We start from the raw sequence: 22,756 nt of genomic DNA, 5'->3' as shown, positions 1-22,756 counted from the left end.
AATCGATATGCGCCTGGATGAGACATCGCGCCGGATAGTGGATCTGCTCTCGGCGGATGGCCGCATGTCGTATGCGCTTCTGGGCCGATCTGTCAATCTGTCCGAGGCGGCGGTCCGTCAACGAGTACAACGGCTGATGGAGACCGGGGTGTTGCGGATCGCCTGCCTCGTGGAACCCGAACAACTGGGCTTCTCGCGGGCGGCGACCGTCGCCGTCAAGTGCCGGGGCTCCTTGGAGACGGTGGCCAAGGCCATCGGAGCCATCGACGCTGTTCAGCGGTTAGCCATGACCAGCGGATCGATCGACATCATGGCCTCGGTTCTCGCCACGGACGACGAGGACCTCCTGCGGAAGGTCAACGAGATCCGGCGCCTTGAGGGCGTGCTCGAGGTGGAGATCTTCATGCACCTCGGCCGACGTGGCGCGGCCGAGGCCGTGGGAACGCGGCATCTATGATCAACATCGCCGACGGCCGTCAGCGATGTCCGGGCTCGCTGCGTGACCTCGGCCGGCGCATGTGGTTCGGCGGCCCGTTCGTACGCTGCCATCTCGTGTCCGCCACCAAGCCGGATCCCCGGCCATCCGCACTGCCGGAGTGACCACTCTCCGGGACGCGGGCTCTGCCCGCTCCCCGGCGAAACGCCGGGGAGCAGGCGGCGGCCGGCTCGTACGCCCCTCGCCTACCGGGCAAGAAACACCAGGTCACCATCGATGCCGGGCGCTCACCGGGTCATGCGGCGGTGCACACAGGGGTGACGGCCGGGTTGGCGCCTGAGTAGGTCGCCTGGAAGCCGAACGTCGTCGAGGCGCCGGGCGCGAGTGCACCGTTGTGGGAGGCGTTCACCGCCGTGACGGCCGCGCCGGACTGGGTGGCGGTGGCGTTCCAGGCGTTGGCCACGGCCTGGTCGCCGCCGAAGGACCAGGTCACCTTCCAGCTTCGGGTGGCGGTGGTGCCGGAACCGCTCACGGTCACGGTGGCGGTGAAGCCGGAGCCCCAGTCGTTGTCGACGTGGTAGGAGGCGGTGCAGGCCGCGGTGCCTCCACCGCCTCCTCCCCCTCCTCCGCCCGAGCCGCCGCCGACCGGGTCGAACGAGGTCGACTTGATCGAGCTGAGATAGGCGTCCTTCGTGGTGTTGACGGTCGTCCAGTCGTCATTGAGGATGCCGCCGGTGTCGCCGGAGTTCGGGTTCAGGCTCCAGAAGGTCCACTGGAACGAGTCCGCGCCCTGCTGCGCGGTGGAGCCCAGGTACCTCACGAGCGTGGCGAGCCACTGCTGGTCGATGGGCGACTGCAGTGTGGTGCCGAACTCACCGACCCAGACCGGTGCGACGTTCTGCTTGAACAGGTAACCCCAGAACCGGTCCCAGACACCCGGCAGGTTGGCGGGGAAGGAAGAGTCGTGGAACCAGGTCTGGTCGGCCACGCTGGTGGCGTAGTCGTGCGCGGAGTAGACGAGCCGGTTCGCCACCGAAAGACGCACCGGGTACGTGCCCGCACCCTCGAGGTTGCCGCCCCACCAGCCGGAGTCGCCGTTGTAGGTCTGGATGCCCTCGACGAAGATCAGCAGGTCGGGGTTGACCGACAGCACCGCGTTCCCGCCCCGCTCGGCGGCGAGCCGCCAGTCGGTCGAGGTGTTCCCGCAGCCCCAGCAGGCCGGGTCGTGCGGTTCGTTGTGCAGGTCGATGCCCACGACCGCCGGGTTGTTCGCGTACCGGGTCGCGAGCGCCTTCAGGTCGGCGATCCAGGTGGCCTCACTGACGCTGGAGGTGTACCAGAGGGCGGACTGGGCGGAGGAGTCGGGGCGGTGCCGGTCCAGGATGACCCGCAGCCCGACGGACCCCGCGTAGCCGACGATGTGGTCCATCACCTGGAGGGACGTGAGGCCCTGCAGGTCGGCGTTCTTGCCGCTGGAGAAGTCGATGCTGTTGGGTACCGTTCCCGGCTTGAAGATGTCGTCGGAGTACGGCAGCCGGAGCGTGTTGTAGCCGAGCGACTTCACCTGGTTCAGCAGGTCCTTGTAGTCCCGGCTCCAGAGCCCGTGCACCACGTAGTTCGCCGTCTCGAAGCCGAACCAGTTGATGCCCGCGATGCGCACCGGATGGCCGCTCGCGTCGAGGATCTGCCGGCCGCCGGTGTGCCAGTAGCCACCGCCCGCGGCGCGAGCCTTCGGGGCGAGGGGGACGCCGCCGGTGAAGGCGGCGAGCAATGTCAGGAGAAAGGCCACCGCCAGCAGGGACCTGGTTCTCGGGCGTGTTCCGGGGAGGAGCATGACACCACCTCATGTCGCGTTGTGCGGTTCAGGCTTCGGGTGCGTACGAGGCCCGGCGACACGGTGAGGGCGGAGACGCCGTGGACGTCCCCGCCTCGCCGTGTGCCGTCAGGACACCGCCGGATAGGCGTTCTGCAGCAACTGGTGGAACTGGGCGGAGAACCAGTGCCCGGACAGCGGGGCGTTCGCCAGCGCGCCGGACGGGTTGTTGCCGTTGAGGACGTTTCCTCCGTAGGTCGGGTCACACATCCGGTCGAAACCCTTGCCCTCGTCGTTGGGGATCGCCGAGCTGGCGCCGTCGGACTCACCCGGCGGCTTAACCCATGCGTACGCGTCGAAGCCCGAGGCCGGAGCCGCCGTCGGGCGCGCGCCCAGTCCGGCGCCGGACTGGTTGCACCAGTCGCCGACGTGCGGCCGGCGGTCGACGCGCTCCGCGTTGACCTGCGTGTTGATGTCACTGGCCGTGCTCGGGCCGGTCGGGCGGCTCGAGCCGCCCCAGCCGTTGCGGGAGGTGTCGATCACCATGCCGATGCCGGAGGGGAAGCCATCGAAGATGAGCTTCTGACGGAAGGCGGCGCCGAAGCTCGACTCGTCCACGTAGTAGTTCCAGTCGACCCACTTGGACTGCCGGGTCTGGTCGTTGACCGGCAGGTACGGCTCGGTGGTCGGCGAGTAGTTGGCGGTGTTGACGACGAACCCGTCGACGCTGTTCACGCCGGCCGTCGTGCCCTGGGCCATGGTGGCGAACAGCTGCGCGGCGGGACCGAGGTTGCTGTCCCAGCCGAGCCAACCGTGGTGCGCCGCGTCGAGGTAGGTGTAGACGTTGCTGATCGCGTGCAGCTTGTTCAGCGCGTACTGGACACCCTTGATGTAGTTGCCGTTCTGCTGCATCGTCTGGCACGCGGCGATGGCGGTGTTGCCGCTCACGTTGGTGACCAGGTTGGGCAGCGAGTCCGGCTCGATGTAGGTGACGATCTTCAGGTTGGCATACTTGGAGTCGGCCATGATCGAGGCGATCGGGTCGATGTACTCGCTCTGGTAACGGCCGATGTCGGTCGCGCCGAGCTCGCCGTTGGAGGCCAGCGCCGCGCAGTCACGGCCGGGCAGGTCGTAGATGACGAACTGCGCGTAGCCGGCGCCCTGCGACAGGGCGGCGTCGAGGTGGGCGCGCAGGCCCATCCCGCCGTTCACCCCGTTGATCGCCGCGATCCGGTCGAGCCACACGGCCGTCGGCTGGTTCGCCACGGCCGTGCCGCCGTCGCCCCTGGCCTCGGCGGACCACTCGGGGTTCACGTACCCCTTACCGCCGGCGAACGGGTTGCCGGCGTGGCTGCCGTCGCCGCCGGGGTCGGTGGGAGTCGGCGTCGGCGTCGGGGTAGGACCGGCCGTGCCGTCACACGTCGTGCCGTTGAGCTTGAACGTCGTGGGTGCGGTGTTCGTGCCGCTGTAGGAGCCGTTGAAGCCCAGCGACGTCGAGGCGTTCGTGGCAAGGCCGCCGTTGTAGGACAGGCTCTTGACCGTGACGTGCTTGGAGGACTGGGTGAAGGTGCCGCTCCAGCCCTGGCCGACCTGCTGGTTACCGGCGAAGTCCCACTCCAGCGTCCAGGAGGTGACCGGGTCGCCGAGGTTGGTGATGCCGAGGTTGGCGGTGAAGCCGCCACCCCAGTCGTTGGTGCTGTAAGTGATCTTGCAGCCGGCCGCCGCGTGCGCCGAGCCGATGGTGATGAGCGTCGCGACCAGGCCTAGCAGCAGGGCGGACAGGGCCGTCACCACCGACCGGCTGGCGCGTGGGCGATGGACGTTGACTTTCATACGGATTGGTCCTCCTCAAGGACTCTGGCGGAAGCGCTTCCCGGGGCTCCCCGGGAAGAGGCCCGGGAAGAGGCCCGGGCGGGCCTGCAGGTGAGCGAGGGGGCTTCGGGTGCGGACCCGGTGCCCTCGAAGCCGAACGCCGTGGCGGCCCGGGACGAGGACGCCGCCGTTGACCGCGTGCGTGAGGGCGCCGATCTGGGGGACCGTGGCGTTTCCCGGCGTTCTGCACGGTCTGGCCGCCGGGGAGGATTCAGTCCGCCGACCGGCCGGTCAGCGGTCCGGGGCCGGTGCCCGTCGCGACCGGCTCGCGCCCGTCGCCGCCCGCCCGTGGGGGGCGTCGTGGTGTCCGTCCGGGTCACGGCGAGAAACTCCCTTCAAGCACGGGGCTCGACTGGCGGGTGGGAGCGCTCCCACACCATCCAAGGCGCACAAAGTCTTGTCAAGAGAGAGATGTCGGGCTTGTTAAGTAGGGGTCACCGTCCGGGAGATACGCCTGGCAGCAGCGCCGTGACGTGTCCCGCCCTGGTGACGCCGGTGTGAAAACCGATGAAAACAAAACCCGCGTCGGGCGCCGGCGTTCCGCCGCCGCTGAGGTGACCGGGCCGCCGGGCCGCCGGGCCGGCAGGCCGGCGTGACGTGGCATCGATGTCCGCCCGCCTGCCGGTGAACGGGGTGTCCGGTTCACGCCCTCGGGGCCGGTCGTCAGCTGGGGATGAAGTCCTGGTTGGTGCCGGCCGCGTTCTTGCACGGCCACTGGTCCAGTTGCTGACCCGCGTTGCTCCCCGCGCCGTAGACGTCCAGGCAAAGGCCGCTGTTCTGGTTCTGGAACGCCATGACCCATCGGACCGCGCCACGGGCCGCCACATCGAACTCGCCGCGCCGTTACGCGCCTGCTGCACGATGTCCGGGACGCCCTGCGACGTCGAACCGCCCGTCACGGCCACCACCTGCCCGGAGTTCTGCGCCTGCAGCTCCCCGTATCCGTTCGAGCCGGGCACGAACTGGAACTGCTGGTTCGACCGCCCGTTACAGGACCACTGCTCGATCGCCGCACCCGCGGTCCCCGAATTGCCGTACACGTCCACGCACAGTCCGCCGAGCCCTTGCTGTCGTCGCCGCCGATGCCCAGGATGATGGCGCCGGCGGCGGCGTTGACCAGGGCCGACGCGGAGGACGGCGGCGGTGAGGAGGAGCCGCCCTGGAACTGGGTGAAGAAGCTCCAGACCACGCCGGAGGTCCAGGTCCGCCGGCCCTCACACGTGCACCCGTCGATCGGCCCGGGGTCATGGCCCCCTCCGTCGAACGCGGCCCAGACGACCGGGTACCCGGTTCGGCACCCGGAGTAGGCGGTGACGATGTGCGTCAGGCTGCCGTTCGGCCTGTACTTCGACGAGGGCTCCCGCTACCACACCGCCACCGGCGGCACCTGGGCCGTCGAGAACGCCAACGGCATTAACAACACCGGCACCATCACTGACCGGCAACTGGTGCGGCAACGGCGGGACCAACCTCTCGAACGGCGACCGCGCGAACACCGTCTCCGGGAACGTCGCCGTCGGCAACGGCAACTGGCCCTCGGGCGCACAGTCGGTGATCGTGTCCGCGGGCGTCCAGCCGGGCAGCGGGGGTTCGGGCTCCGCGGGCGTGCTGCGGGGTGCCGGCTCCAACCGGTGCCTGGACGTCCCGAACGCCACCCGGACCGACGGCGCCCACCCGCAGATCTGGGACTGCAACGGCAACGCCAACCAGCAGTGGACCCTGACGCCGGCCGTGCTGAACTCCGACGGCACGGTGACCGGAGTCGAGTCGGGCCTCTGCCTGGACGTCATCGGCCAGGGCACCGCCAACGGCACCGGTGTGGAGCTTTGGACCTGCAACGGCCAGAGCAACCAGAAGTGGTCTCGCACCTAGGGTTCTGGGAGCCGCCAGGGGCGAGCGGTCGCCGGGCGGTCCTCCAGCGAATGGTGACACCGACGCCCCGCCGGGAGGACTTCCGGCGGGGCGTCGGTGTCACCGGCTAACGCTGCAGCGTCAGCAGACCCGGACGCCACGGCAGTTGGTCGTACGGGCCGCCGGCGCTGGGAGACTTGCCCTGGTAGAGGAGCTGGAGGTTGCAGGGATCGATGGTCATGGTCTGGTCAGGGTTGCTGCGGACCAGGTCACCATGGCTGATGTCGTTGGTCCAGGTGGCTCCGCTGTTGGCCTTGCCCGCGAACGGGCTGCTCTCGCCGCCGGCCTGCGGCGTCCACGAACCGCTCAGGCCGGAGGCCGTGAACGAGCGGAAGTACCGCCCATTCGCCCCCATCGCCTCGACGATCATCAGGTACTGGTTCTGGCCCTGGACCCGGTAGACCTGGACCGCCTCGAACAGGTTCGCCGTCGAGTCGCTCATCACCGTCGTGTACGACGAGCCGAAGTTGCCCGGGAAGTTCCCGATCGGCATGCTCGCCCGGTAGATCTTGCCGTTGTCACCGGCGAAGAACAGGTACATGTTCGAACCGTCACCGATCAGCGTCTGGTCGATCGGGCCGGTGCCGGAGCCCGAGATGCTCCCGGTGAACAGCGCCTGCGGCGAGGACCAGCCGTTGGGGTTGGTCGGGTCGCTCGACGTCCGGTAGATGAAGGGCCACGCACCCCACTGGTACGCCAGCACCCAGATGTTCTTGGGCGCGAAGTAGAACAGCGTGGGCGCCACCGTGGCCTGGCTCATCCCGGTCTGGCCGGCCGAGGCCATGTCGGACCAGTTCGTGAACGGGCTGAAGGCCATCGAACCGTACGACGATCCCGACACGTTCGACGCGTAGACCAGATGCTTGCCGTTGTAGACGACGTTGGTGAAGTCCTTGAGCGAGACCCACCCGTTCTTCGGCGTCGCCAGCACACCCGTCGACGTCCAGCGGTACGACGACGGAAGAGAGCACGTCGAGCCGCCGCCCCCCGACAGGCCGGTCCACTGCTGGTTGGAACCTCCGTTACAACTCCAGATGTCCACCGCGGTGCCGTCGGCCGTACCGGCGCCTGTCGCCTCCAGGCACAGGCCCGACTCCACGCCGACCACCGTGCCGTCGGAGTTCACGCGCCACTGCTGGTTGGCACCACCGTTGCAGGTCCAGATCTGCACCCGGGTGCCGGCCGCGGTCGCGTGGTTCGGCACGTCCAGGCACTTGCCGCCGTACACGGTCAGCCGCCCGCCGCTGGTCGAGGTCCACTGCTGGTTCGAGCCGCCGTGGCAGTCATAGAGCTGCAGGTAGGTGCCGTCGGTCTGGCTCTGACCCAGCACGTCCAGACACCGGCCGGAACCGACACCGCGCAGGGCACCGGTGACGTCGGCCTGAGCCGGGGTGGCGATCAGAGTGGCCGCGAGGACGACCGCGGCCGTGGCCAGCGCCGACGTCAGCGCGCGGCGCCCCTTCCTGATACGTGCTCCGTACATGGGGGCCTCTTCCCGGGTCAACTGCGGGACCACTTCTGGTTGCCGCCGCCCGAGCAGGAGTACAGCTGGATCTGGGTACCGTTGCCGGTGCCCTGGCCGACGGCGTCCAGGCACAGTCCCGATTGGACGCCGACGATGGTGCCGTCGGAGTTGACGCGCCATTTCTGGTTGTCGCCGCCGTGGCAGGAGTAGATCTGCACCTTGACGCCGTTGCCGGTACCGGCGGCGTCCAGGCACTTGTTGCCGTACACCTGGAGCTCACTGGCGGAGGTGGAGGCCCACTGCTGGTTGTTGTTGCCGTTGCAGTCCCACAGCTGCACCTGGATGCCGTCGGTCGTGCTCGCGTTGGGCACGTCGAGGCAGCGGCCGGAGGCGACGCCCTTGATCGGTCCCGTGCCCTCGGTCGGCGTCGGGGTCGGCGTCGGGGTCGACCCGCCGGCGTTGAGGGCGTTGAGCACGGAGGTGTAGGCGGCCTTCTTGTTGCCGTTGCCGTCGAAGAGGAGCGGGGTGTCGCCGGACCGCCAGGAGTCGCTGTCGCGTACGCCCCACACCGTCATGCCGACGCAGCGCGAGACGGCCAGGCAGTCGTTGGTCACGTTGGCGTAGGTCGTGGCCGAGGCGCCCTGGACGTCCAGCTCGGTGATGGCCACGTCGACGCCGAGGGCGGCGAAGCTCTGCAGGGTGGTGCGGAAGTTGCTGGTGTACGGGCTGCCGCTGTTGAAGTGAGACTGGAGACCGACGCAGTCGATCGGGACGCCGCGGGACTTGAAGTCCCTGACCATGTTGTAGACGCCCTGGGTCTTGGCGGCGCTCCAGTTCTCGATGTTGTAGTCGTTGTAGCAGAGCTTGACGTTCGGGTCGGCGGCCCGCGCGGTGCGGAAGGCGACCTCGATCCAGTCGTTGCCGGTCCGCTGCAGGTTCGAGTCGCGCCGGCCTCCGGAGCCGCCGTCGGCGAAGGCCTCGTTCACCACGTCCCAGTAGGCGAGCTTGCCCTTGTAGTGGGCCATCACGCCGTTGATGTGGTTGATCATCGCCTGACGCAGCGCGCTGCCGCTGAGGCTCTGCATCCAGCCGGGCTGCTGGGAGTGCCAGGCCAGGGTGTGGCCCCGGACCCGCATTCCATGCTGCACGGCCCAGTTGTAGACCTGGTCGCCGCCGCTGAAGTTGAACTGGCCCTGCTGGGGCTCGGTGGCGTCGATCTTCATCTCGTTCTCGGGCGTCACCATGCTGAACTCGCGGCCCGCGATCGTGGTGTAGGCCGAGTCGCCGAGCCGGCCGGAGGCGATGGCGGTGCCGAAGTACCGCCCGCTCTGCGCCGCCGCCGCGCCGAGCGTACTCGCCGCGGCATCGGAGGGAACCGCCGCCGCCAGCGCGACGGTCGTCGCCCCGACGACGCCGAGGGCGAGGCCGACCAGGGCCCGGTGGAAACGGCGGACGTGCCGCCGGGTTCCAGACGAGGGTGTTTCTTTGGTGCTCACTCCTGAGCCTCCATAACTGAAGCACGGAAATTGTCGGAAGCGCGGGGGAAACCCGCGGAATCGACGCCGCGTCCCATCACCGGGAACGCCCACCACCAAGGCATCGCCACTCGGTGGGCCCTGCCACGCCTGGCACGCCCAACCGTCTCGGGCACTCAGTGTGAGTAACACCTGTAAAACGTGTCAAGACTTTCGAAAACGTTTCGAATGCTGATCACAGCCCGCCTCCATTGCCCACTCCTTTAGCGGGCGGTTACCTCACCGAAATCTTTCGACCGCCCCCTGCTGAGCATGAAAATTTTCATGAAAGCGCGTAGCCGGTGAGGCGAATCCGCGCGGATAACACCAGCTGGGCCGCGGTCGGCTCCGTCGCGTTTTCACGATGCGCATTGCGCGCTTGACAGACCTCTCCGGCTCATATTTGCTCCAGCCCACCACCACCTTCGACCGGCCCGCCGAAGAAAGGAGCTCAATCGACCGCCCGGATCGTCAGCGATGACATTCCGCCTACGGTGCCCGAGGTCGCTTCCGGCGTTTCGATCAAGCGCGAGCGCCGGGGCGACAACGGCGACGCGGCCGTCGGCGATCTCCCCGTTCTCCCGCTCCCGTCGCGGGCCCGGGGAAGGCGTCTTTGCCCGGAGTCGGCCGGGTCAGAAGGTCCACATATGGTCGTCCTGGAGGCTGCAGGGGAAGATCGTGAGCCCGGCGCCTGAGGGACCGGACCCATCGAGGCCGGAGACGTCGAGGCACTGGTGCCCGGTGGAGGAGTAGCTGGTTGTGCCGGATCCGCGGTGGCAGCCGGACTCCGTCACGTCTCCCTTGGAGACGGTTCCGCGACCGGTGACGCTCACCGGCATCAGCGATGGTGACGCGCTGTCGCTGCTGGCCACGCAGGTCCGCGTTCCGCTGGACGAGCGGATCCGCCGGCAGATCGTCGCGGAGGCACACGGCAACCCTCTGGCGCTGCTGGAGCTGCCGCGGCACGCGGGATGGGCGGCGATGGCCGGTGAGTACGGGCTGCCCCGCAGGCTCCCGGTCCCCGAGCGGGTCGAGGCGGCGTACTGCCGGTCCCTGACCACGCTGCCGAATCGGCGCCGACGCCGCGGAGCCCGCGGAGGCGGCCGGGCTGCTGGAGCTGGGCGTGAGCGTGGTCTTCCGCCATCCCCTCGTCCGTTCCGCCGTCTACAAGGCCGCGACGCCGGCGGAGGTACGCGCCGCCCATCGCGCGCTGGCCGACGCGATGGACCCGGACGCCGACCTCGATCGATGGGCATGGCACCGCGGACAGTCGATCATCGCCCCGGACGAGAGCGTCGCGGAGCTGCTCGAACGATCGGCGGACCAGGCGTACGCCCGCGGCGGTATGGCCGCCGCCGCCGGGTTCCTCGAACGGGCGACCGCGCTGACCCCCGACCCGACGCTCCGGGCCGCCCGTGCCCTCTCAGCCGCCGAGTACAAGTACCGCGCGGGCGATCTGGAGTCGGCGCACCGGCTGCTGGCCGTCGCCGAGGCGGGTCCGCTGGACGCGCGCCGCCGCGCGCTCGCCGCGCAGATCGTCGCCCTTCCGGCGCAGACGGACGCGCCGTCCCTGCTGTTCGGCGTCGCACGCGGGCTGGAGGCGCACGACGAGCCACGGGCCTACGAGACCTACCTCGAGACCTTCGGCACAGCGGTACGCAGCGGCCGGCTCGGCGACCAGCAGATCATGACGGAGACGGCGCGGGCCGCGCGTGCCGTGCTGGACAAGGCCTCCCCGAACCGCGTCGCCCGCCCGCTCGACCTACTTCTCGAGGCGTTGACGACGCAGGTCATCGAGGGCCAGATCGTCGCCCTGCCGATGGCGCAGGCCGCGATCGGCTCGCTGCTGGAGGAGGCGAACGTCCCCACAGAGGCGTCGTCCTGGACGTGGCTGGCCCATTCGGCCGCGCTCGACCTTGGTGACGAGGAGTCGTGGTCCGCGCTGGTCGAACGAGAGGCACGGCTCGTCCGCCGGGCCGGGGCGCTCATCGCGCTTCCGCTCGTCCTCTGCGGTCTCGCGGTGATCCGGGTTCACTTCGGCGAGCTCGCCGAGGCGGCGACCCTGCTCGACGAGGCGTACGCGGTCAACCAGGACGAGAGCTCCGCCGTGTCGTCCTGGGCCGGCATCATGCCGGCCGCCTGGCAGGGTGAGGAGGAGTCCGTCACGGAGTTCGGTGAGACCGGCGCCGCGTACGCACGGCAACGAAGTCTCGGCCTCGTGCTGACGATGATCGACCACGCCACCGCCGTGATGCTCAATGCCACCGGCCGCTACGAACTCGCACTGCGTGCCGCCCGTACGGCCTGTCACCAGGACGACCTGGGATACCGGCTCATCACGCCGCCCGAGCTGATCGAGGCGGCCGTCCGCAGCGGCCACTCGCAGATCGCCGAGCCGGTGCTGCGTCAGCTGGTCGAACGGACCGACGGCGCCGGCACCGACCTCGCTCTGGGGCTCCAGTACCGCAGCCGCGCCCTGCTCAGCACGGGAAGCGAGGCCGAGGAGCTGTTTCAGCGGGCCATCGACCGGCTGGCGCGGAGCCGAGCCGCCGGGCACGCACCTGCTGTACGGGGAGTGGCTGCGGCGCGAGGGGCGCCGCAGCGTCGCGATCGACCAGCTCCGCAGCGCCCACGCGATGCTCAGCCACATCGGTGCGGCGGGGTTCGCGGCCCGGGCCGCGGACGAGCTGGCCGCCTGCGGCGAGCGCCCCCACAAACGCGCGGACAACCTGAACGGCCTGCTCACCGCACAGGAACGCCGCATCGCTCTCCTCGTCGCCGACGGTGCCACCTCCAAGGAGGTGGCCGGACAACTGTTCCGCAGCCACCGCACCATCGACGCGCATCTGCGCAGCATCTTCAAAAAGCTCGATCTCACCTCGCGCCGCCGGCTGAACGACCTGCGGCCGCAGCTGTCCGACGATGTCCACGACCAGAGCGCGAAGTGACCGGCGGCCGGCGCTCAAGGGCCGCCAAAACTTGCCGCGATCGGCCCGCCCCTCGATAATCTCCTGTCCCCTGTCCGTTTTATGCAAAGGTGGGCGACTTTGACCTACAGCTAGCGCGCACGGGCCGCGTTCCGGCGGGGCGAGACCGACACCGTCGCGCGCCTGAGCCGGGACGAGCTGACCCGCGCCCGGGCCGCCGATGACGCGTCCGGTGAGGTGGAGGCGCTGTACATGTTGTCCCGCCTCGCGGTGCGCGCCGGCCGGATGCCCGAGGCCCACCGCCTCGCCTCCGACGCGCTCGGGGTCGCGGTGCGCTCGGGCGACCGGCGTCTCGAGGAACGCCCCCGGCACGTCCTGGCCGCCGTCGCGCGGATGACCGGCGACCTGGCCGGCGCCCGGGAGCTGTACGTCGAGAGCATCGCGCTCAACGAGCTCTTGGGCCGGCCGGAGACCGTCAACTCCGAGCACCACAACCTCGCGTTCACCGAACTCCACCTGGGCAACGTCGAACGGGCACGGGAACTCTTCGACGACAGCCGAAGACGTGTGCTGCAGAACGGTTACGACGGCTTCGTGCCGTACGCGCTCGGCGCCGCCGCGGCGATGGCCGCAACCGACGGCGACCACGCCCGGGCGGCCTGCCTCCTGGGCGTTACCGACAGCGCCTTCCGGGGGCTCGGCCAGGTCCCCGACCCGGACGACGCCGCCGAACTCGACGCGGTCCGGACCCAGGCGATCGGCGCCCTCGGCCCGCCCGCGTTCGAGAGGTTCCACGCCCACGGAAGCGCTCTCGGCGTACGAGAGACGCTCGCCGATCCCGGCTCTCTCCCCGGCCTCACCGTCGAGAGGTGACCCTCCCCAGCGGGAACGCCCTACCGGGAGCCGACCGTCTGGGGGGTGCGGAACACGCGGTCGGGGTCGTAGCGGTTCTTCACCTGGACGAGGCGGGCGTAGTTGGCGCCGTAATACGCCTGCTTCCACGTCGAAAGTCCCGCGTCGGCGTAGTTCTGGTACGCCTGGCCGCTCGCGTACGGCTTCATCGTGTCGTGTAGTGCGCGTAGCCAGGACTGCTGGGCGCGGGTCGCCGCGTCCTGCGCGTCCATCGCCCACGTCGTCGTGAACTGGCCGTTGAAAAGGCCGTTCCGGTGGACGAACGCGGTCGCGTCCGGGGCCACCCGGTTGGCGGCGCCGCCCAGCGCGTCGAAGGCGATTCCGCCGTTTCCTCCGCCCGCCAGGCCGCCGCGGCGGGAGACCGCGGCCAGGATCGCGTCGATGGCCGTACCGGGCAGCGGGGTGGTGAAGATGTGCGAGGCGGCGTACTCGGGTTCGCGGCTCTCCCGGCCCCCTGACGTACGGCCGGGGAGCGTGCCCGGCAGGTGGCACTGGTCCGCGGTCAGGGTCGTGCAGCCGGCCATGATCATCATGGCGTGGTCGTAGGAGGTCGTCTCGATCACCTGGGAGGAGGGCTCGGCGCCGATCCGGGCCTTCAGGGTCTCGATCAGGCGTTCGGCGTCCGCCTGGGCGCCGACGTAGGTTCCTCCGACCTGGACTACGGGGGCGGACCTTCCCTGGCCGTTCAGGACGTGGAGGTTGGACCACAGTTCGTCCGGCGCGGGCGGTGCCCAGTGCTGCCAGGAGTCGACGACCGTACGGGCCGCCGACCATGGCCAGTCGATGAAGAAGACGACGATGTCGGAGGTGGGAAACGTGTCGAACGTCAGGGAGGTCACCACGCCGAACGTCCCGCCACCGCCTCCTCGGCAGGCCCAGAAGAGATCGGAGTTGTTCTCCGCGTCACAGGTGAGCTTCCGGCCGTCCGCCGTCACCACCTCTGCGGAGCGGAGGTTGTCGGACAGGATCCCGTGCTTTCGTGTCACCACGCCGACGCCGCCGCCCAGGGTCAGGCCGGAGATGCCGACCGTCGGGCAGGATCCCGCCGGTATCGAAACGCCCTCGCCGCCGAGCCGGTCGTACACGTCGACCAGTCGCGCTCCGGCGCCGATCGTCGCGGTGTTCGACGAGGCGTCCGCGCGGACGGAGGACATCGGGCTCACGTCGATCACCAGGCCGTTCACCAGCGAGGCTCCGGTGTAACTGTGGCCGCCGCACCGCGGAGTCACGGGCAGGCCGTAACGCCGGACGAAGCTCAGGCACTCCGCGACGTCGGACGGGTTCTCGCAGTACGCGATGCCGGCCGGGCGGATCCCGTCGAACCGCGGGTTGAAGTTCGTCCGTGCCACGGCGTACTCACCGCTGTCCGGCCGGACCAGCCGGCCCGCCAGCGAACCGCCGAGCGCCGACCACGCGGCGGCCGTCGGGGACGGCGACACCCGCGACGAACCGTTCACGCCGGTCGAGCGGCACGCGGTCGCCGCCGTCGCCAGACCCGCCATGCTCAGCCCGGCGGAGCGGAGGAATCGTCTTCTTTCCATCGTCACCGCGCAAGTATGCCAACGCTGCCGTCACCCCCATATGCCGAAACGTCGGATATGAGGCAGCGAACACCCGGGCAAGACGGCGACGGTGACTCCCCGCGTCCGGCACGAAGGCGTGGGACAATCGTCACCGTGCGCATCCGCACCGAGGTGAGGGTCGAGGGCACCGTGCAGGGGGTCGGGTTCCGGCCGTTCGTGCACGGGCTGGCGACCGGGCTCGGGCTCGCCGGGCACGTCGGCAACGACGCGCGCGGCGTCTTCATCGAGGTCGAGGGTGACGCCGGCTCGGTCGAGCGGTTCCTGAGCGGGCTGCGGAGGCCGCCGCCCCTCGCGGTGGTCGAGCGCATCAGCACGCGGGTTCTCGCGCCCGGCGGAAGGACCGGTTTCGCCATCGTCGGCAGCGACGCCACCGGGCGGCTCGGCGCGCTCGTGTCCGCCGACTCCGCGACCTGCGACGACTGCTTACGCGAGCTGCGCGACCCGGCCGACCGCCGCTACGGGTACCCGTTCGTCAACTGCACCGACTGCGGGCCGCGCTTCACGATCGTCGCCGGCGTGCCGTACGACCGGCCGAACACCACGATGGCCGGGTTCGCGATGTGCTCCGCGTGCGCCGCCGAGTACCACGACCCGGCCGACCGGCGCTTCCACGCCCAGCCGGTGTGCTGCCCCGCCTGCGGCCCGCGCGTCGCGCTGCTGGACGGAGACCGGCGTACGCTGCCCGGCGAGCCGATCGAGGCGGCGCGCGCCCTCCTCGAGAGCGGCCGGATCCTCGCCGTCAAAGGGCTCGGCGGCTACCACCTCGCCGCGACGGCCGCCGACGAGGACGCGGTCGCGGCCCTGCGGTCCCGCAAGCACCGCGAGGACAAGCCCTTCGCCGTACTGGCTCCGGACCTGCCCACCGCACGCGGACTCGGCGCGGTGAACACCGGCGAGGAGGCGTTGCTGACGAGCCGCGCCCGGCCCATCGTCCTGCTGCGACGCCATCAGGACGCCCCCCTCGCCGCCGCGGTCGCGCCCGGCAACCGCTCGATCGGCGTGCTGCTCCCCTACAGCCCGCTCCACCACCTGCTGGCCACCGGGCCGCTGGTGCTCACGAGCGGGAACGTCTCCGACGAGCCCATCGCCTACCGCGACGAGGACGCCTTCGCGCGCCTGCGCACGATCGCGGACGCGTTCCTGACCCACGACCGGCCCATCCACGTACGCACCGACGACTCGGTCACCCGGGTCTTCCGCGGGCGGGAGATGCCCGTACGCCGCTCGCGCGGCCACGTGCCCGCGCCGCTGCCGCTGCCGCCCGGCGGCCCGCCCGTGCTGGCCTGCGGCGCGGAGCAGAAGAACACCTTCTGCCTGGCCGAGGACGGGCGCGCGTTCGTGTCCCACCACGTCGGCGACCTGGAGAACTACGAGACGCTGCGCGCGTTCGGCGAGGGCGTCGAGCACTTCGGCCGGCTCTTCGGCATCACGCCGAAGGTGATCGCGCACGACCTGCACCCCGAGTACCTCTCCACCAAGTACGCGCTCGAACGGGACCTGCCCCTCGTCGGCGTGCAGCACCACCACGCGCACATCGCCGCATGCCTGGCGGAAAACGCGTGGTACGACCCGGTGATCGGCGTCGCGTTCGACGGCACCGGCTACGGCACGGACGGCACGCTGTGGGGCGGGGAGTTCCTCGTCGCCGACCTCATCGGGTTCGAGCGCGCCGGGCACCTGCGGCCGGTGCCCCTGCCCGGCGGTGCGACGGCCATCCGGGAGCCGTGGCGGATGGCGGCGGCGTACGGCGTGCCCGCGCAGACGGACGTGGCCCGGCGCAACGCGGCCCGGTGGGACGACGTCGTCGCGGTGGCGGGACGCGGGCTCGGCTCGCCGCCGACCTCCAGCGCCGGCCGCCTGTTCGACGCGGTCGCCGCCGTGCTCGGCGTACGCGACCGGGTCAACTACGAGGGGCAGGCCGCGGTCGAGCTCGAACAGCGCGCCGACCCGGCCGAGCGCGGCGCGTACCCGGTGCGCCTCGACGACGGGTCGCCGTTCACGGTCGCGGGCGCGGACCTGGTCGCCGCCGTCGTCGCGGACCTGCGAGCGGGCGAGGAGGTCCCCGTGATCGCCGCGCGGTTCCACAACGCGGTCGCCGGGCTGGTCGTGGCCGGCGCCGTACGCCTGCGCGCGACGACCGGCCTGACGACGGTCGCCCTGTCCGGCGGCGTCTTCCAGAACCTCCTGCTGCTGGAGCGCGCCGTCACGGGCCTGGAGGCCGAGGGGTTCGGCGTCCTCGTCCACCACCGCGTACCGCCGAACGACGGCGGCATCAGCCTGGGCCAGGCGGCGATCGCCTCGGCCGGAGCGGCCACGCGGGCGGCAGGTCCGGGCCCTCGGTGACGGACCCCTGCGGGTCGACGCCCGAGGGTCCCTGCCCGTACGGCGGGGTCCTCAGGCTCTTCTCCTAGCAGATGCGGGGCAGGGGGTCGCCGACCAGCAGGTCGACGATGCGGGTGCCGCCGAACGCGGTCTTCAGCAGGACGAGCCCCGGCGGGTCGTCCTTGATCCGGCCGACGACGGCCGCGCCGGCGCCCAGGGGGTGCGCGCGCAGGGCGGACAGTGCCCGGCCGGCGACGCCGCCGGAGACGACCGCGACCAGCCGGCCCTCGCAGGCGACGTACAGCGGGTCGATGCCGAGCAGCTCGCACGCGCCGCGCACGTCCGGGCGTACCGGGAAGGCGTCCTCGTCCGCGACGACGGCGACGCCCGCGTCCCCGGCCATCTCGTTGAGGACCGTCGCCACCCCGCCGCGCGTGGCGTCGCGCATGCGCCGCACGCCGTCGCCGCAGGCCGCCAGCAGGGTCGCGACCAGGCCGTTCAGCGGCGCGGTGTCGGAGGTCACGTCGGACTCGATGTCGAGCTCGCCGCGCGCCAGCATGACCGTGACGCCGTGCTCGCCGATCGGGCCGGAGACCAGGACCACGTCGCCGGGCCGTACGTCGCCGCCGGGCGGGCGCCGGACCACTCCGACGCCGGCGGTGTTGACGTAGCAGCCGTCGGCCTTGCCGCGCTCGACCACCTTGGTGTCGCCGGTGACGACGCGCACGCCGGCGGTCTCGGCCGCCGCCTTCATCGACGCGACGACGCGCCGCAGGTCCGCGACGGGGAACCCCTCCTCGAGGATGAAGCCGGCCGACAGGTACAGCGGCTCGGCCCCGGAGACGGCCAGGTCGTTGACGGTGCCGTTGACCGCCAGATCGCCGATGTCGCCGCCGGGGAAGAACAGCGGCGACACGACGTAGGAGTCGGTGGTGAAGGCCAGCCGTGCGCCGTCGACGGTGAACCGCGCGCCGTCGTCGAGGGGTTCGAGCAGCGGGTTGCGGAAGGCGTCCAGGAAGACCGCCTCGATCAGCGTCTGGGTGGCCTTGCCGCCCGCGCCGTGGGCGAGGGTGATGTTCTCCTCGCGCAGCCGGGGCCGGGCGCGGCGGGCCCGCTCGATGCGTTCGAGCACCTGCTCCTCGCGGGAGACGGCCTCGACGTGCGCGTGCTCGCGTACGGCCGCCTCGGCCCAGTCCGCGGAGCCCTCAGCCACGGGTCGCCTCCCGTACGCGCTCGCGGGTGAACCGGCCGAAGTTGTAGTACGCCGCGCAGGCGCCCTCGGAGGAGACCATGCAGGTGCCGATCGGCGTCTCCGGGGTGCACGCGGTGCCGAACACCTTGCACTCCCACGGCTTGAGCACGCCCTTGAGCACCTCCCCGCACTGGCAGGCCTTCGGGTCGGCCACGCGGCCGCCGGGGATCGCGAAGAGCCGCTCGGCGTCGAACTCGGCGTACGCCTCGCGGACCCGCAGCGCAGAGTGTGAGATGAAGCCCAGCCCGCGCCACTCGAAGTAGGGCCGCGGCTCCATCGTCTCGTTGATCACCTTGAGCGCCTTGAGGTTGCCGTCCCACGGGACGACGCGGCCGTACTGGTTCTCCACCACCGCGCGGCCCTCGGCGAGCTGCCGGAGCAGCATGTGGATCGACTGCAGGATGTCCAGCGGCTCGAAGCCGGCGACGACGAGCGGCTTGCCGTAGTCCCGGGCGATGAAGTCGTACGGCCGGCAGCCGATCACCGTCGAGACGTGGCCGGGGCCGATGAACCCGTCGAGGCGCAGGTCCGGCGAGTCCAGGATCGCCTTGACGGCCGGGATGATCGTCACGTGGTTGCAGAAGATCGAGAAGTTGGTGAGCCCCTCGGCCCTGGCCCGCAGCACGGTCATCGCGGTGGACGGCGCGGTCGTCTCGAAGCCGATCGCCATGAAGACGACCTTCTTGTCCGGGTTCTGCCGGGCGATCTTCAGAGCGTCCAGCGGTGAGTACACCATGCGGATGTCCGCGCCGGCCGCCTTGGAGTCGAAGAAGGACCCGCGCCCGCCGGGCACGCGCATCATGTCGCCGAAGGAGGTCATGATGACGTCGTCCTGCTCGGCGATGTGGATCGTGTCGTCCACCCGGCCCATCGGGATCACGCAGACCGGGCAACCGGGCCCGTGCACGAGCGTGACGCTCTCCGGCAGGTAGTCCTCCAGGCCGTGCTTGTAGATCGTGTGCGTGTGGCCGCCGCAGACCTCCATGAACTTGTACTCCCGGCCCGGCTCGCACAGGCTCGCGATCGAGGCGGCCAGGGCGCGGGCCTTGTCCGCGTCGCGGTACTCGTCGACGAAGCGCATCACTCGATCCTCGATTCCATCAGTGCCTCGATCTCGTCGGCGTAGGCCTGGCCGATGCCTTCGAGGAAGTCCATCGCCGCCTTCGCCTCGGCCTCGTCGATCTTGGACAGGGCGAAGCCGACGTGGATGAGGATCCAGTCGCCCGGCCGCGGGTCGTCGTCGGTGATCAGCCCGATGTTGATGTTCCGCCGTACGCCGCTGACGTCGACCTTGGCGAGGTCAGGCTGATCGGGGAGGATCTCCACGATCTCCCCCGGGATTCCCAGGCACATCGCGCGTCTCCGTTGTCTCGATGGATTCCAGTACGAGCTCGTCGCCGCCGGTCACGTCCACGTCGCCGCCTCCGCAGGAGGGGCAGACGGCCAGCGGGTCCAGGGTGCTGCCGTCGTGGCCGCACGCGCGGCAGGTCAGGCGGGCCGGGATCACGACCAGGTCGATGGCCGCGCCCTCGGCGACGGTGCCCTCGGTGACCAGCTGGAACGCCTGGTCCATCGAGGGTTCGACGACGCGCAGGAGCGCGCCGGCGCGGATCTTGGCCCGGGAGACCGGGCGTCCGGCGGCGCGTTTCTCCACCGCTTCGAGGATCGCCTCGGCGAGCCCGATCTCGTGCATCGTCAGCTCACCGTCCGCGGTCGCGCGGACGTCGGCTCTGTCTGATCACGAAGCTCCTCCTCGATGAGTTCGCGAACCAGCCGGATGGCGGGTTCGATGGCCGCGGCGACCGGCGGGCTGAGTTCCATGCCCGGCGAGACGTCGCCGGGCTCGCAGCCGACGAGCAGGACCCGCCGCATCTCGCCGCCGACCACGCCGACCAGGTCGAGCACGGTGTCGGGTGTCATCCCGTGCGCGTCGACGACGGACTGGGGCTCGCCCTGCTCCAGTTCGAGGGCGCAGAGCGTGCCGGGCTCGGCGCCGCGAGGGGTGGCGTCCACCAGGATGGTCGTGTCGTAGGCGGACAGCTCGTAGGCCAGGTGGATGCCGCGGATGCCGAAGTCGCCGACGTCGACGCCGCCGGGGAGCTCGGTCCCGGCCAGCCGCCGGGCGACCTCGACGCCGAACCCGTCGTCGCCCAGGAAGATGTTGCCGACGCCCGCGACCAGGATCTTCACAGCGGCTCCACGTCGTCGGGGGCGAAGTACCAGAAGCGGCCCTGCGCCCGGCGCAGGTCGGTGCCGGGGTCGTCGTCGACGGTCACGGCCAGGTGCTGCGAGCCGTCGACGTCGAACAGGACGGCCTCGACGGTGGCGATCCGGCCGGCCACGAACATGTCCTGCGCGTCGGCGCGCCCGGCCGGGCGGAGGCGCACCTTGCTGCCCCGGCCGACCTCGCGGCCCGCGACGGTGATCCGGTCGGTCTCCGGGTCGACGGACGCGTCGGCGCCGGGGTCCCACCAGGGCTTCTCCGTGGTGAAGACCGGCACCTCATCCCGACCGGCGTCCCAGCCGCGCCGCGGGCCGGGCGAGCGGATCGCGCCGTGCAGGCGTTCGAGCAGCTCGGGCGGCATCGCGTCGACGCGGTCGATGATCTCGGCGGCACGCGGGTCGGTGGCACGGGCCGCGCGCTTCTCCTCGTCGGTCAGCGCCAGCGTGCGCAGGCTGAGGATCTCGTCGATCTCGGTCGCGTCGAACAGGTCACCGGGGCTCTCGGGGGCGATGCGCGGACGGTCCTCCAGGATGATCGGCGAGGACAGCACCAGGTCGTCCTCGATCACCACCGGCCAGGTGGAGAGGTTCTCGCAGCCCTCCGCGGCCGGGCGCGCCCACTCCGGCGGGTCGGCCAGCGACACGAACGCTCCCCCGGTGACGCCGATCATCGTGTGCGCGGCCACGAGAGAGTGCCGCAGCGCCTCCGTGCGCTCCTCGCCGGTCCACGCGCCGGCGTTCTCCAGGCGCACCCGCAACCGGATGACGCCGTACGGGCCGGGCAGCCGTTCGGCGGAGGCGCGGAGCCGTACGTCCAGCGGCTGCCAGGTGCGGGTGATGCCGTCGGCGGTCGTGCGCCCGCCGGGCACCCGGACCTCCCGTACCCGCTCGCCCTCCAGGAGCCCGGCGAGCGGCCACACGGCGTCGATCTCGCGCTCGGCCGCCTCGTCGTACGGTTCGGCGCACTCGGACGTACGCGCCTGGACGTGCAGGAAGCGGGAGCGCAGGTGCACGGTCTCTCCGCCCTCGACCAGGCACTCGGTCTGGGCGGCGGACGCCTCCTCGGTCGCGGTGAAGCCGGGCGGCACGTACACCCCGAACTGCCAGCGCATGCGGTTCTTCACCGCGCCGGCGCGGTAGGGGTAGAGCAGGTAACCCTCGTACAGCACGGCGTCGGCGATCCTGCGGGCGGCGTCCAGGTCCGTCACGGCCGCACCTCCCCGACGCGGGCGAGCAGGTCGGCGAGAACGTCGTCCCAGCCCGGCAGGGCCTTGGCCGCCTTGTAGCGCTGCAGCTCGGCGAGCGTGTCGCGGCGCAGCCGCAGCCAGCCGGCGCCGGGGAAGAACCGGTCCATCGCCTCGCGCCACACCGCCACCGGCACGCGCTGCGGCGTCTCACTGGACCACGGGACCTGGTCGACGGTGAAACCGGTCGGGGTACGGACGAAGACCGTGCCGCTGAACAGCAGTAACAGCGGGATCTCGCCGTCCTCCAGCGAGGCGAAGTACTTGCTGGCCGCGACCTCCAGGTCATAGGAGCACGGGACGGGAAGGTCGATCTCGGTCGCGCCGGTGAACCCGGGGACCATCGCCGCGACGTTCGCGAACCGCAGCGGCTTGAGCGTGTCGCCCCAGCGGTCGACGGTGCCGAACAGGTCGGCGAGCAGCGGCGTCTCGGCCTCGGAGTAGGTGCGGCGGTGCGGTTCGATGCGGAGCTGGCAGCGGAGCGCGACGGCGTTCACCGGCAGGCCGCCGCGCTCGGTGATCCGCAGCCGGAAGACGAGCGTGGGCGAGGCGGCGTACGGGTCCGAGCGCACGCCGAGGCACGCGAAGGCAAGGTCAGCCACGGGCGTCCTCTCTCGCCACCCGCTCGGAGCGGTCGCGCAGGGCGGCGAAGAACGCCCCGATCGCGGTCCACGCCTCCTCGCCGCCGTCGAAGCCCTTCCAGTGCAGGCGGACCAGGCCGACCAGCTCGTAGCAGACGTCGATCGGCACGAGGTACGCGCCGGACTCGCGGTCGACGAGGAGCGCCTCGACGTCCGCCTCGACGTCGGCGACGGCGGGGTTGGCGGCCAGGACGCGCACCCAGGCGTCCAGCGGCAGCTCCGACTCGGTCGCGCCGGCCGGGCTGGGGTAGAACGCGACCGTACGGCCCATGCCGGAGTTGCGGAAGAAGAACGCCATACGTACGGGTATGGCGAGTTCGTCCCAGTCGCCCTCGGACATCGCGAAGCCCGGGTCGTAGCGGTAGCGCTCGGGCACGGCGCGGAACCGCCGTACGGGCGACTCGCCGTCGTCGCGGCGCTCCGAGCCCGCGCCCTCATGGGTGAACAGCAGCGTGCAGGGGCGGCACGTGCACAGGATGCGCCGGTCCTCCAGGTTCGCGACGTGGCCGTGCCGCTCGCCGATCGGCTCCGAGCACATCTCGCACCGCTCGCCGGCGGGCGCGGGCGGAGACTGGGCCGCCCGCTCCTGCTCGTGCTGTTCGCGTCCCGCGGCGAACCGGCGCAGGCTCACGTTCCCTCCC

General features: G+C 71.0%; 24 protein-coding genes and 1 pseudogene. 7 read left to right on the top strand and 18 right to left on the bottom strand.

The window, feature by feature from the left end; genetic code table 11:
- Positions 1–7: 7 nt before the first annotated feature.
- Both QWU11_RS24485 and QWU11_RS24480 read left to right on the top strand, forming a co-directional pair.
- The gene (locus tag QWU11_RS24485) at positions 8–457 is read left to right on the top strand and encodes an Lrp/AsnC family transcriptional regulator (protein WP_290116732.1); all 450 of its coding nucleotides are present in this window, start codon (positions 8–10) and stop codon (positions 455–457) included.
- On the top strand, positions 454–600 hold the full coding sequence (locus QWU11_RS24480) for a hypothetical protein (RefSeq protein ID WP_290116731.1): 147 nt from the start codon (positions 454–456) through the stop codon (positions 598–600). Before QWU11_RS24485 ends, QWU11_RS24480 begins: the two co-directional genes overlap by 4 nt.
- Positions 601–731: 131 nt before the next feature.
- On the opposite strand, the gene QWU11_RS24475 is transcribed toward QWU11_RS24480, so the two are convergent.
- From QWU11_RS24475 to QWU11_RS47420, 4 genes and pseudogenes are all read right to left on the bottom strand, one after another.
- Positions 732–2,270, bottom strand: coding sequence for a cellulase family glycosylhydrolase (locus QWU11_RS24475; protein WP_290116730.1), 1,539 nt, complete (start codon positions 2,268–2,270; stop codon positions 732–734).
- Positions 2,271–2,378: 108 nt separating this feature from the next.
- A complete protein-coding gene (locus QWU11_RS24470) occupies positions 2,379–4,082 on the bottom strand; it encodes a glycoside hydrolase family 6 protein (RefSeq protein ID WP_290116729.1) in 1,704 nt (567 codons plus the stop codon).
- Positions 4,083–4,784: 702 nt separating this feature from the next.
- On the bottom strand, positions 4,785–4,916 hold the full coding sequence (locus QWU11_RS24465) for an RICIN domain-containing protein (RefSeq protein ID WP_290116728.1): 132 nt from the start codon (positions 4,914–4,916) through the stop codon (positions 4,785–4,787).
- A 32-nt stretch (positions 4,917–4,948) separates the two neighbouring features.
- A pseudogene (locus QWU11_RS47420) lies at positions 4,949–5,305 on the bottom strand (RICIN domain-containing protein); the annotation flags it as partial.
- Between QWU11_RS47420 and QWU11_RS24460 the strand changes: the two are divergent.
- The gene (locus QWU11_RS24460) at positions 5,204–5,428 is read left to right on the top strand and encodes a hypothetical protein (RefSeq protein WP_290116727.1); all 225 of its coding nucleotides are present in this window, start codon (positions 5,204–5,206) and stop codon (positions 5,426–5,428) included. The pseudogene QWU11_RS47420 and the gene QWU11_RS24460 sit on opposite strands and share 102 nt — an antisense overlap.
- Positions 5,429–5,678: 250 nt before the next feature.
- The gene (locus tag QWU11_RS24455) at positions 5,679–5,993 is read left to right on the top strand and encodes a ricin-type beta-trefoil lectin domain protein (RefSeq protein WP_290116726.1); all 315 of its coding nucleotides are present in this window, start codon (positions 5,679–5,681) and stop codon (positions 5,991–5,993) included.
- 106 nt (positions 5,994–6,099) lie between these two features.
- Here the strand turns inward: QWU11_RS24455 and QWU11_RS24450 are convergent, their stop codons facing one another.
- The 5 genes from QWU11_RS24450 to QWU11_RS47410 form a co-directional block, all read right to left on the bottom strand.
- Positions 6,100–7,515, bottom strand: a complete 1,416-nt coding sequence (locus QWU11_RS24450) for a non-reducing end alpha-L-arabinofuranosidase family hydrolase (RefSeq protein ID WP_290116725.1) — start codon at positions 7,513–7,515, stop codon at positions 6,100–6,102.
- Between the two features lie 17 nt (positions 7,516–7,532).
- On the bottom strand, positions 7,533–8,993 hold the full coding sequence (locus tag QWU11_RS24445; RefSeq protein WP_290116724.1) for an endo-1,4-beta-xylanase: 1,461 nt from the start codon (positions 8,991–8,993) through the stop codon (positions 7,533–7,535).
- A 650-nt stretch (positions 8,994–9,643) separates the two neighbouring features.
- Positions 9,644–10,072: a hypothetical protein gene (locus tag QWU11_RS24440; RefSeq protein ID WP_290116723.1), complete on the bottom strand. Its 429-nt coding sequence runs from the start codon at positions 10,070–10,072 to the stop codon at positions 9,644–9,646.
- A gap of 362 nt (positions 10,073–10,434) precedes the next feature.
- Positions 10,435–10,617: a hypothetical protein gene (locus QWU11_RS47415; protein ID WP_354670894.1), complete on the bottom strand. Its 183-nt coding sequence runs from the start codon at positions 10,615–10,617 to the stop codon at positions 10,435–10,437.
- Between the two features lie 156 nt (positions 10,618–10,773).
- Positions 10,774–11,568, bottom strand: coding sequence for a hypothetical protein (locus QWU11_RS47410; RefSeq protein ID WP_354670893.1), 795 nt, complete (start codon positions 11,566–11,568; stop codon positions 10,774–10,776).
- Between the two features lie 79 nt (positions 11,569–11,647).
- Here QWU11_RS47410 and QWU11_RS47405 point away from each other — a divergent pair, with 79 nt between their 5' ends.
- Together QWU11_RS47405 and QWU11_RS24430 are read left to right on the top strand one after the other, a co-directional pair.
- Positions 11,648–11,959 carry a helix-turn-helix transcriptional regulator gene (locus QWU11_RS47405; protein WP_354670892.1) on the top strand — a complete coding sequence of 104 codons (312 nt, stop codon included), beginning with the start codon at positions 11,648–11,650 and terminating at the stop codon, positions 11,957–11,959.
- Positions 11,960–12,190: 231 nt separating this feature from the next.
- Positions 12,191–12,811, top strand: coding sequence for a hypothetical protein (locus tag QWU11_RS24430; protein ID WP_290116721.1), 621 nt, complete (start codon positions 12,191–12,193; stop codon positions 12,809–12,811).
- Between the two features lie 20 nt (positions 12,812–12,831).
- Here the strand turns inward: QWU11_RS24430 and QWU11_RS24425 are convergent, their stop codons facing one another.
- Positions 12,832–14,391: an FAD-binding oxidoreductase gene (locus QWU11_RS24425; RefSeq protein WP_290116838.1), complete on the bottom strand. Its 1,560-nt coding sequence runs from the start codon at positions 14,389–14,391 to the stop codon at positions 12,832–12,834.
- A gap of 135 nt (positions 14,392–14,526) precedes the next feature.
- On the opposite strand from QWU11_RS24425, the gene hypF reads away from it, so the two are divergent.
- Entirely contained in the window at positions 14,527–16,776 is a 2,250-nt protein-coding gene (hypF, locus tag QWU11_RS24420) for a carbamoyltransferase HypF (protein WP_290116720.1), read from the top strand.
- A gap of 64 nt (positions 16,777–16,840) precedes the next feature.
- Here hypF and hypE read toward each other — a convergent pair whose 3' ends face one another.
- Genes hypE through QWU11_RS24380 form a run of 8 tightly spaced genes read right to left on the bottom strand, consistent with a single transcriptional unit; the run spans position 16,841 to position 22,746 of the window.
- Complete coding sequence (hypE, locus tag QWU11_RS24415) at positions 16,841–17,968, bottom strand: hydrogenase expression/formation protein HypE (RefSeq protein WP_290116719.1); 1,128 nt, start codon at positions 17,966–17,968, stop codon at positions 16,841–16,843.
- A complete protein-coding gene (gene hypD / locus QWU11_RS24410; RefSeq protein ID WP_290116718.1) occupies positions 17,961–19,088 on the bottom strand; it encodes a hydrogenase formation protein HypD in 1,128 nt (375 codons plus the stop codon). Before hypD ends, hypE begins: the two co-directional genes overlap by 8 nt.
- Positions 19,088–19,333, bottom strand: a complete 246-nt coding sequence (locus tag QWU11_RS24405) for a HypC/HybG/HupF family hydrogenase formation chaperone (protein ID WP_290116717.1) — start codon at positions 19,331–19,333, stop codon at positions 19,088–19,090. The genes hypD and QWU11_RS24405 overlap by 1 nt, the downstream gene beginning before the upstream one ends.
- Positions 19,308–19,700, bottom strand: coding sequence for a hydrogenase maturation nickel metallochaperone HypA (locus QWU11_RS24400; RefSeq protein ID WP_290116716.1), 393 nt, complete (start codon positions 19,698–19,700; stop codon positions 19,308–19,310). The genes QWU11_RS24405 and QWU11_RS24400 overlap by 26 nt, the downstream gene beginning before the upstream one ends.
- 2 nt (positions 19,701–19,702) lie before the next feature.
- Entirely contained in the window at positions 19,703–20,197 is a 495-nt protein-coding gene (locus tag QWU11_RS24395) for a hydrogenase maturation protease (protein ID WP_290116715.1), read from the bottom strand.
- Complete coding sequence (locus QWU11_RS24390; protein WP_290116714.1) at positions 20,194–21,438, bottom strand: hypothetical protein; 1,245 nt, start codon at positions 21,436–21,438, stop codon at positions 20,194–20,196. The genes QWU11_RS24395 and QWU11_RS24390 overlap by 4 nt, the downstream gene beginning before the upstream one ends.
- Complete coding sequence (locus tag QWU11_RS24385) at positions 21,435–22,076, bottom strand: DUF6084 family protein (RefSeq protein ID WP_290116713.1); 642 nt, start codon at positions 22,074–22,076, stop codon at positions 21,435–21,437. The genes QWU11_RS24390 and QWU11_RS24385 overlap by 4 nt, the downstream gene beginning before the upstream one ends.
- Entirely contained in the window at positions 22,069–22,746 is a 678-nt protein-coding gene (locus QWU11_RS24380) for a DUF5947 family protein (protein WP_290116712.1), read from the bottom strand. The genes QWU11_RS24385 and QWU11_RS24380 overlap by 8 nt, the downstream gene beginning before the upstream one ends.
- Between the last annotated feature and the right edge of the window lie 10 nt (positions 22,747–22,756).

The sequence above is a fragment of the Actinomadura sp. DC4 genome (assembly GCF_030406325.1).
Classification (GTDB): Bacteria; Actinomycetota; Actinomycetes; order Streptosporangiales; family Streptosporangiaceae; genus Actinoallomurus.
The sequence above is the reverse complement of the archived record's forward strand: the minus strand, read 5'-3'. Positions and strand labels throughout refer to the sequence as shown.

What these genes read in the sequence shown, in the direction of transcription:
- QWU11_RS24450 (WP_290116725.1), bottom strand. Translation starts at nt 7,515, where the DNA reads ATGTACGGAGCACGTATCAGGAAGGGGCGCCGCGCGCTGACGTCGGCG.
- QWU11_RS24430 (WP_290116721.1), top strand. Translation starts at nt 12,191, where the DNA reads ATGTTGTCCCGCCTCGCGGTGCGCGCCGGCCGGATGCCCGAGGCCCAC.
- QWU11_RS24425 (WP_290116838.1), bottom strand. Translation starts at nt 14,391, where the DNA reads ATGGAAAGAAGACGATTCCTCCGCTCCGCCGGGCTGAGCATGGCGGGT.
- QWU11_RS24470 (WP_290116729.1), bottom strand. Translation starts at nt 4,082, where the DNA reads ATGAAAGTCAACGTCCATCGCCCACGCGCCAGCCGGTCGGTGGTGACG.
- QWU11_RS47405 (WP_354670892.1), top strand. Translation starts at nt 11,648, where the DNA reads ATGCTCAGCCACATCGGTGCGGCGGGGTTCGCGGCCCGGGCCGCGGAC.
- hypD (WP_290116718.1), bottom strand. Translation starts at nt 19,088, where the DNA reads ATGCGCTTCGTCGACGAGTACCGCGACGCGGACAAGGCCCGCGCCCTG.
- QWU11_RS24460 (WP_290116727.1), top strand. Translation starts at nt 5,204, where the DNA reads ATGCCCAGGATGATGGCGCCGGCGGCGGCGTTGACCAGGGCCGACGCG.
- QWU11_RS24400 (WP_290116716.1), bottom strand. Translation starts at nt 19,700, where the DNA reads ATGCACGAGATCGGGCTCGCCGAGGCGATCCTCGAAGCGGTGGAGAAA.
- QWU11_RS24475 (WP_290116730.1), bottom strand. Translation starts at nt 2,270, where the DNA reads ATGCTCCTCCCCGGAACACGCCCGAGAACCAGGTCCCTGCTGGCGGTG.
- QWU11_RS24480 (WP_290116731.1), top strand. Translation starts at nt 454, where the DNA reads ATGATCAACATCGCCGACGGCCGTCAGCGATGTCCGGGCTCGCTGCGT.
- QWU11_RS24485 (WP_290116732.1), top strand. Translation starts at nt 8, where the DNA reads ATGCGCCTGGATGAGACATCGCGCCGGATAGTGGATCTGCTCTCGGCG.
- QWU11_RS24465 (WP_290116728.1), bottom strand. Translation starts at nt 4,916, where the DNA reads ATGGCGTTCCAGAACCAGAACAGCGGCCTTTGCCTGGACGTCTACGGC.